6 protein-coding genes and 1 other RNA gene are annotated in these 8,029 nt (G+C 66.6%); 5 read left to right on the top strand and 2 right to left on the bottom strand.

Annotated elements, in window-relative coordinates:
- From VEG08_07965 to VEG08_07955, 3 genes are all read left to right on the top strand, one after another.
- Positions 1–521, top strand: a 521-nt coding sequence (locus VEG08_07965) for a hypothetical protein (GenBank protein ID HXZ27918.1), incomplete at its 5' end; no start/stop codon positions are given.
- A 5-nt stretch (positions 522–526) separates the two neighbouring features.
- Complete coding sequence (locus tag VEG08_07960; GenBank protein ID HXZ27917.1) at positions 527–1,642, top strand: ABC transporter ATP-binding protein; 1,116 nt, start codon at positions 527–529, stop codon at positions 1,640–1,642.
- Positions 1,642–2,451: a hypothetical protein gene (locus tag VEG08_07955; protein HXZ27916.1), complete on the top strand. Its 810-nt coding sequence runs from the start codon at positions 1,642–1,644 to the stop codon at positions 2,449–2,451. Before VEG08_07960 ends, VEG08_07955 begins: the two co-directional genes overlap by 1 nt.
- 39 nt (positions 2,452–2,490) lie before the next feature.
- On the opposite strand, the gene VEG08_07950 is transcribed toward VEG08_07955, so the two are convergent.
- Positions 2,491–4,680, bottom strand: a complete 2,190-nt coding sequence (locus VEG08_07950) for a DUF3488 and transglutaminase-like domain-containing protein (protein ID HXZ27915.1) — start codon at positions 4,678–4,680, stop codon at positions 2,491–2,493.
- Positions 4,681–4,739: 59 nt separating this feature from the next.
- Positions 4,740–4,838, bottom strand: an RNA gene (gene ffs, locus VEG08_07945) — signal recognition particle sRNA small type.
- 209 nt (positions 4,839–5,047) lie between these two features.
- Here ffs and VEG08_07940 point away from each other — a divergent pair.
- Together VEG08_07940 and VEG08_07935 are read left to right on the top strand one after the other, a co-directional pair.
- Positions 5,048–6,043: a beta-ketoacyl-ACP synthase III gene (locus VEG08_07940; protein ID HXZ27914.1), complete on the top strand. Its 996-nt coding sequence runs from the start codon at positions 5,048–5,050 to the stop codon at positions 6,041–6,043.
- 51 nt (positions 6,044–6,094) lie between these two features.
- Entirely contained in the window at positions 6,095–7,930 is a 1,836-nt protein-coding gene (locus VEG08_07935) for a serine hydrolase (protein HXZ27913.1), read from the top strand.
- Positions 7,931–8,029: the final 99 nt, after the last annotated feature.

Here is an 8,029-nt window from a genome sequence, read left to right as displayed (position 1 = left end):
AGGTCCCCGACTGGCAGCGCTTCCGCCGCGACCTGCAACACAGCAAGGAGGATCCTATGAACCACCGCACTCGGGCTCTCTGGCTCCCCGGGGCTTTCACTTGCCTCTTTTCTTATCTGGCGCTGGCTATGATGGTGCGCGCCGGCCTGCAGCCGCAGTACGTATGGCGGGCGTCGGAGTTTGGGATCGCGGGGATCGGGTTTTACCTGCCCTGGTTCTTTCCCCTGCCGATCGTGGGCGCTCTGGGAGCCTGGTGGTCGCGCCGCGCCGGCGGAACGCTTCGCGAGCGCCTGCTCGCGGCTCTGCTGCCGGCCATCTCCATCGCCGTGCTCTTCGTGATCATCCTTCTCGCTGCCTTGATCGTCGATCGCCACGCGCCGGTGGACAAGATGCTGGCCGCCTGGCTGCTGACCCTGCTGGCGTGGTCCGTTTTCCCCGGCCTCGGCCTGCTGCTGGGCGCGCTGCCTTTCCTGGGATCAAGACCGGCGGCCCGCCACCATTCCGCAGCAGCCCAAAGCTGAGAGAAATGCCCTACGCCATCCAGACCACCGACCTCAGCAAGGAGTACCGCGCCTTCCGCGCGCCGCCCGTGCCGGCGCTGCAGGAAGTTTCCTTGGTGGTCGAAGAAGGCTCGATCGTCGGGCTCATCGGTCAGAACGGTGCCGGCAAGACCACGCTGGTGAAGATCCTCGTGGGTCTGGCCAACTCGACGGGGGGCCGCGCCACCGTCCTGGGCGCCGCTCCCTCGCACCCACTCACGCGCCAGAGTGTCGGTTACTTGCCCGAACAGATGCGTATCCACGGCTACTTCAATGCCGAGGAGTTTCTCTGCTCGATGGGCCGATTGAACGAAGTCGGCGCCGACAAACTGCGCCGCCAGGTCCCGGAGTTGCTCGACATGGTCGGCCTCTCCGGCGTTAGCAAGTGCGTCCGCGACTATTCCAAGGGCATGCAGCAGAGGCTGGGACTGGCGCAGGCCCTGCTCGGCGACCCCAGACTCCTCTTCCTCGACGAGCCTACGGATGGACTGGATCCCGGTGGCCGCAAAGACGTCCGCGACCTCCTTCTCGCCCTGAGGAAGAACCGCAAAACGATCTTCCTGAATTCGCACCTGCTCTCCGAAGTCGAGGCCGTCTGCGACCAGATCTTCCTGCTTCACAAGGGGCGCATCGTGAGAGCTTCCACTCCTGCCGAGTTCGCGCGCGGCAGGGGGGAATACCTGCTGCGGGTGCCCGCGTTGGACAGTTCGGCGGTCCTCGCCATCGAGGAGCTCCTCTCCGTGCCGACGTGGAAAGGAAAGACTCTCTTGTTCCCGCCCTGCGACGAGGTTCACCTGAATCGGCTGATCGACGCCCTGCGTCGCGTTCCGGCCACCATCACCGCTCTCGCGCAGGACCCGGCGGGAGATTGGCAAGTCTCGGTGGGCGAGGTCAACGATACCGTCCGGGAGGCGGCGGCCAACGCGCTGGGGCAGGGGCGGTGGGAAGGCAATGCCCTGCGCTTTCGCCCCCGTGATGTGGCGCATCTGAACGCTGTCATCGACCGGCTGCGCGAGCTCTCCGTCAACATCGAAGCCATTGAGCCGGTCAAGGTTTCTCTCGAGCAGTTCTTCCTGGAAACCTTGGAACGAAAGGACGCTTGATGCTGGCCGGTTACCTCGACGCACTGAGAGAAGCCCGCGGGCGCCGGCTGCTGCCCGTGTTGCTCGGCTGTGCTCTTGTCTTTGCCTTGTTCAGTAACGGGATCGTCCACCTGGGGTCGACACCCAGCGGCGACCGGACGATCGTTCTCGGGACTCGCGCGCTGGGCTCTCCCGAGGAGGGCGTTCCCGAATTGCTGGCGGCCGTCATCGGCGAGGCCGGATGGATTTGGCTGCTGCTCTCCATCCTCTGCGCCGTTCCCATCCTGGCGTCGACGCTGGAGAGAGGCTGGTTGGAGCTTGTCCTTTCCAAGGCTACGCCGCGCTGGGAGATGTTTCTTGGCCGCTATCTCGCCGGGGTCACTCTCTATGCCATCGCATCTGCCGTCTCTGTGCTGCCGTTGGCGTTCCGGCTCTGGTGGCAGACCGGCGTCAACTTCTTCCCAGTCGTCGCCGCCTTGTTCTTCCAGGTGGTGAGCTTCGCGGCTCTACTCTCTGTAGCGTCCCTGGTGTGCCTGGCGCAGCAGAATATCGTCTTCCCTATGCTCTCTCCGCTTGTAGTCTGGTTGGCCTCGCCCCTGCTCGCCGCGCGGCGCGACAGCTACTACCAATTTGTTTCCTCCTACGGAGGCCGTTACCTGCTTGATGTGGCATACATCATCCTGCCCAAGTGCGCCGAGATCAATGCGCTCTCGGCGGCCTGGATCCGTGACGGCGAGCTCTATTCCTGGTGGCCCCTCTGGTCCAGCGCGGCCTTCACGGGCCTCCTTCTTGCCGCGACCCTGTACCTCCTCGAACGCAAGTCCTTTTGAGCGGAGGGGGTGCGAGGTCGCCCTCAAGATTATCTGCCGTCAGCTCCGGCTGTTGATCTCCTCGTAGATCTCGGGCAGGACCTTGGCGTCCTCGGCCGACTCGCCGAAGCGCGCTCGCTCGTAGTGCCCGGTGAAGCGCTCGACCGGCTCCTTGAGCCGCGGGTCGGCGATGGTGGCCAGGTACTCCTCCGGGGTCTGCGCTGGCGACTTGGGAAAGCCGCGGCGGCCGACCACGCGCGTCATGCGCTGGTACCAGATGCTGGCTGCCTGCTGCGGCGCCTTTTCCGGGGCGCGCGCCACGCGCTGCCGGCGCAGCGCCCGCCACATCCGCCGCCCGTTGAAGGCCAGCAGCAGCGCCGCCACCACGCCCACCACGACTCCGCTCCAGCGCCGCGGCTCGCGCGCCGCGTTCGCCTGCACCTCTTCCGCCTTGCTGACCCACTGGTCATACTTCTGCCGCAGCCACAGGCGCGCGCGGTCCAGGCCCTGGCGGCTGCGCCCCAACATGCCGTAGGCCATGGTTTCCTGGTGGGTGAAGTCGTAGTTGATCACCCACTCCCGCCAGAACTCGCCGGCCGCGTCCAGGTAGAGCATCATGCGCGCCCACCGGCCCTGGCTGTAGCCCGGATCGGGGGGCGTAGGGTCGAAGCTCACCCAGCCCTGGCCGGGGAAGTAGGCCTCCACCCAGGAGTGCGCGTCGCGCCCGCGCAGGATGTAGCTGCCGGTGACGTCGTTGAACTCGCCGCCGCGGAAGCCGTTCACCACCCGCGACGGGATGCCCAGCGTGCGCAGCATCACCGCCATGGCGGAGGCGAAATACTCGCAGTGCCCGCGCTTGCGCTCGAAGAGGAAGTAGGCCAGCGGGTCGGCGTGTCTCTCGCTGGGCAGCACCAGGGTGTAGGCGTAGTGGGTCTTGAGGTGAAGCTCCAAGGCGACGGCCTGGTCATAGGCGGTGGGCGCGCCGGCGGTGATCTGCCGCGCCAGCTCGGGGACGCGCCGGTCCAGCCGCGGCAGTTGCAGGTAGACGTTCGAGATCTGCGGCGGGTAGGTGCCCGAGGCCTGGCGCAGCGCCTCCGGGGAAGGCTGGGCCAGGTTGGAGCTGGCGCTGTAGAGGTCGATCAGGCGGCGGTCCTCGTTGCGCACCGCGCCCCCGTCGTCCATGGAGATCTCGCGGTACTTGCCGCCGAGCGAGTCGGGCATGGGGGCGAAGAAGAAGATGTTGGTGCCCACGGGCTCCATGATCACGCGATAGCGCAGGATGCGCTGCGGTCCCGCGGGCCGCAGCAGGCCCATGGCGCGCTCGTTCTGCAGCCGCATGCGCGCCAGGTCGAAGCGCCCGCTGGAGGAGTTCCACACCGTGGGCGCGTTGCTGATGTTGTGCCAGCGCTGCCCGTCGAAGCTGGAGAGCGAGAGCCCCCGCCACTTCAGGTCGTACAGGCCGGTGCTGTCGCCCTCGATCTGGATGTGCATCACCACCGTGCTCGACTGCTTGATCTCGCCGATCTCGCCCAGGTTGACGTCGTCGCTGAAGCCGCTGACCAGCACGTTGCGCTCGGTGAGCGCGCGCAGGTAGCCGGCCGAGAGCCGCGGCAGCGCGAAGAACAGCACCGACGCCGCCACCACGATGGCCGCCACCAGCGCCGCCGCGGTCGCGCTCAGCGCCCGCGCCATGCGCTTCGCCCCCGCCTGCGGCGTCCGCGCCAGCCCCTGCGCCGCCGCCGCCGAGCGCTTCATCTCCATGCTCAGGAAAGTGGCCGCCGCCAGCAGCAGGAAGACGCAGAACGAAGCCAGGAAGACGCTGTCCACCGTCAGCATGGCCGCCAGCAGCACCGCTCCGAACGACAGCAGCACCAGGTAGAGGTGGTCGCGGCTGCGCTGCACCGAGAACAGCTTCGACACCATCACCAGCAGGGCCAGGTGCACGTTGGCGGAGACGAAGCTGCCCGAGAGCACGAAGAAGTCCAGCAGATAGAAGACCGCGTACACCACCGCCAGGTAGGAGGTCCAGCGCTCGGGAATGAGCAGATGGCGGTTGCGAACCAGCAGGTAGCCGCGGAAGAGCAGCGCCCCCGTCACCAGCGCCAGCGAGGGCAGGTCCAGCTTGCCCGTGCTGCTCAGGGTGATGAACCCGGTCACCACCAGCAGGTAGAGCGAGATCTCGAAGTAGCGCTCGATGGCGCCGCTGAGGCCCCCGGCCTTTCCCGGCCGGGCTGGGGCCGCTTTCGCCATGCGCCTATTGTGGGGCAAGCGCGCGCGGAAGGGAACTGCCGTGTCGACGGCAAGAAGCCAGGCACCGGGAGGCCCGCTGCACACGCAAAGAACCCGTTACCGTTGCTTCCTTCCGGACCTGGCGGGGTTGGCGGGATTGCGTCGCGCGGGACCCAGTGCCTGACAGAGGAATTTTATCATTCCGCTTCCTTTGTGCCCTTCGTGCCGTCCTTCGTGTCCTTTGTGGTTGGCTTTTCAAAGCTTCACCACAAAGGACACCAAGGTCACACGAAGGGCACGACGTGCTGACTCCTGACCCCTGACTCCCGACTACTTCGGCGCCTGCAATAGACAATCCGTCTCCGTCCTGCAACAATGAACGGCTCTCATGAACGCGCCACGCGCCAAGATCACCGCCCTGGGCACCTACGTTCCGCCCCGCCTGCTCACCAACGCCGACCTGGAGAAGATGGTCTCGACCAACGACCAGTGGATCGTGGAGCGCACCGGCATCCGCGAGCGCCATATCGCGGACAAGGGCGTGGCCGCCTCCGACCTGGCGGTGGAGGCCGCCAAGCGCTGCCTGGCCCAGCGCGGCATCCCCGCCACCGAGGTCGAGGCCATCATCGTGGCCACCGTCACCCCCGACATGTTCTTTCCCGCCACCGCCTGCCTGGTGCAGCACAAGCTGGGCGTGCCCGGAGCCTGGGGCTTCGACCTTTCCGCCGCCTGCTCCGCCTTCGTCTACGCCCTGCAGTGCGGCAATCAGTACGTCTCCAGCGGCTGTCACAAGAAGGTGCTGGTCATCGGCTCCGACGTGATGAGCTCCATCATCGATTACACCGACCGGGCCACCTGCGTGATCTTCGGCGACGGCGCGGGCGCGGTGCTGGTCGAGCCCGCCAGCGGCGACGGCCTCGGCCTCATCGACTACATGCACGAGGTGGACGGCTCCGGCGGCTGCTCCCTCTACATGCCCGGCGGCGGCAGCCTCAACCCCGCCACCCACGAGACCGTGGACAAGCGCATGCACTTCGTCCACCAGGAAGGCCAGGCGGTCTTCAAGTACGCGGTGCGCAAGATGGCTGAACTGTGCGAAGCGATCCTGGAACGCAATGGGATCACCGGCAAGGACGTGGACTGCTTCATCGCCCACCAGGCCAACCGGCGCATCATCACCGCCACCGCCGACCGCCTCGACCTGCGGCCGGAGAGCGTCATCATCAACATCGACCAGTACGGCAACACCACCGCCGGCACCATCCCCCTGGCCATGCAGACCGCCCTCGACCAGGGCAAGCTCAAGAAGGGAAGCCTGGTGCTGCTGGCCGCCGTGGGCGCCGGCTTCACCGCCGGCGCCACTCTTCTGCGCTGGGCCTACTGAAGGACACTAAGACCTTGAGACGTTGAAACCTCGAAACTGACGGAGCTGCCCATGAGCCGCTTGTGCAGATTTGCTCCCACCCTTGGCTTGCTGCTGTTCACCCTGCCTCTCTTCGCCCAGTCCCTCTCTCCCGATCTGCAGAAGAAGATCGACGACATCGCCGCCCAGACCCTGGCCGCGACGGGCGTGCCCAGCGCCTCGCTGGCCGTCGTCAAGGACGGCAAGATCGTCTACGCCCGCGCCTACGGCAATGCCCACCTCGATCCCGCCGTGGCCGCCACCCCGGAGATGCGCTACTGCATCGGCTCCATCAGCAAGCAGTTCACTGCGGCCGCTATCCTGCTGCTGGCCGAGCAGGGCAAGCTCTCGCTCGACGATCCCGTCTCCAAGTTCATTCCCAACCTCACCCGCGGCAACGAGGTCACCCTGCGCGAACTGCTCTCCCACACCTCCGGCTACCAGGACTTCTGGCCCCAGGACTACGTGATGCCCGGAATGCTCAAGCCGGTCACCGCGCAGCAGATCCTCGATGGCTGGGCGCGCATCCCGCTGGACTTCGATCCCGGCACGCAGTGGCAGTATTCCAACACCAACTTCGTCATCGCCGGGCTGATCGTCGAGAAGGCCAGCGGAATGCCGTTCATGAAGTTCCTCCAGCAGCACCTCTTCACCCCGCTGGGGATGAAGAGCGTGCTCACCATCGAGGAAGCCAAAGCCCTGCCCTCCGAGCCGGCCGGCTACCTGCGCTACGCGCTGGGCCCGCCGCGGCCCGCTCCCGTCGAGGGCCAGGGATGGATGTTCGCCGCCGGCGAGCTTTCCATGACCGCCTCCGACCTGGCCCGCTGGGACATCAGCCTGATCGACCAGAGCGTGCTGCGGCCCGCCTCCTACCGCGAGATGGAGACCGAGGTGGAGCTCAAGAACGGCGTGGGCACGCGCTACGGTCTGGGCATCGCCGTCAACTTCGACAACGGCCAGCGCGTCCTCTCGCACGGCGGCGAGGTCTCCGGCTTCGTCGCTCAGAACGTCGTCTTTCCCGACGATCATGCCGCCATCGTAGTGCTCACCAATCTGGATGCCTCCTCCGCCGCCGGCCAGATCACACGCAAGCTCCGCCCCCTGCTCTTCCCGGTGCAGGACAAGAACATGGAAGAGCGGTTGCAACTGGCGCGCAAGGTCTTCAGCGGCCTGCAGCACGGCCAGATCGACCGCTCCCTCTTCACCGCCAACGGCAACAGCTACTTCACCGCGCAGGCGCTCGCGGACTTCGCATCCAGCCTGGGCCCGCTGGGCGAGCCCGTGGACTTCCGCCAGACCGCCTACAGCCTGCGCGGCGGCATGGGCTTCCGCGCCTACCTGGTGAAGTTCCAGTCCAAGAGCGTGCGCATCACCTTGCGCGACCTTCCCGACGGCGGCAAGATCGAGCAGTTCCAGGTCGCCGCCGAGCAGCAGGGGAGCGGGGGCGGCTTGACACTGGAAACCGGAAACGAGAAACTGCCTCCCATGAAGCGCGTCACCGGCATCGGCGGCATCTTCTTCAAGTCCGACAACCCGGAGCAGCTCTACGCCTGGTACGAGAAGCATCTGGGCCTGAAGCGCAACGCCCAGGCCCACGCCGTGGTCTTTCCCTGGCGCGACGCCGAGGGCGGCGGCGAGGGCCAGACCGTCTGGTCCATCTTCCCCCGCAACAGCAAGTACTTCGAGCCCTCGCAGGCGGCTTTCATGCTGAACTACCGGGTGGAGGACCTGGACGCGATGGTCACGGCGCTGCGCGCCGAAGGCGTCCAAGTCCTGGGCCGCGAGGACGCCGACTACGGCCGCTTTGCCTGGATCCTGGACCCGGACGGCAACCGCATCGAACTCTGGGAGGCCGCCAAGAAGCAATAGCGGAGCGCCGGATGACGATTCGGCGAACCCATCGCGGCGCGAAGATTTGCATCCGGAGTCTGCTCGCGGCATCAGCTAGCCATGGATCCGCTGCGCACC

Source organism: Terriglobales bacterium (assembly GCA_035624475.1).
Taxonomy (GTDB): Bacteria; Acidobacteriota; Terriglobia; order Terriglobales; family Acidobacteriaceae; genus DASPRL01.
This window is presented reverse-complemented; position numbering and strand designations above follow the sequence as displayed.

What these genes read in the sequence shown, in the direction of transcription:
- VEG08_07935 (HXZ27913.1), top strand. Translation starts at nt 6,095, where the DNA reads ATGAGCCGCTTGTGCAGATTTGCTCCCACCCTTGGCTTGCTGCTGTTC.
- VEG08_07960 (HXZ27917.1), top strand. Translation starts at nt 527, where the DNA reads ATGCCCTACGCCATCCAGACCACCGACCTCAGCAAGGAGTACCGCGCC.
- VEG08_07940 (HXZ27914.1), top strand. Translation starts at nt 5,048, where the DNA reads ATGAACGCGCCACGCGCCAAGATCACCGCCCTGGGCACCTACGTTCCG.
- VEG08_07950 (HXZ27915.1), bottom strand. Translation starts at nt 4,680, where the DNA reads ATGGCGAAAGCGGCCCCAGCCCGGCCGGGAAAGGCCGGGGGCCTCAGC.
- VEG08_07955 (HXZ27916.1), top strand. Translation starts at nt 1,642, where the DNA reads ATGCTGGCCGGTTACCTCGACGCACTGAGAGAAGCCCGCGGGCGCCGG.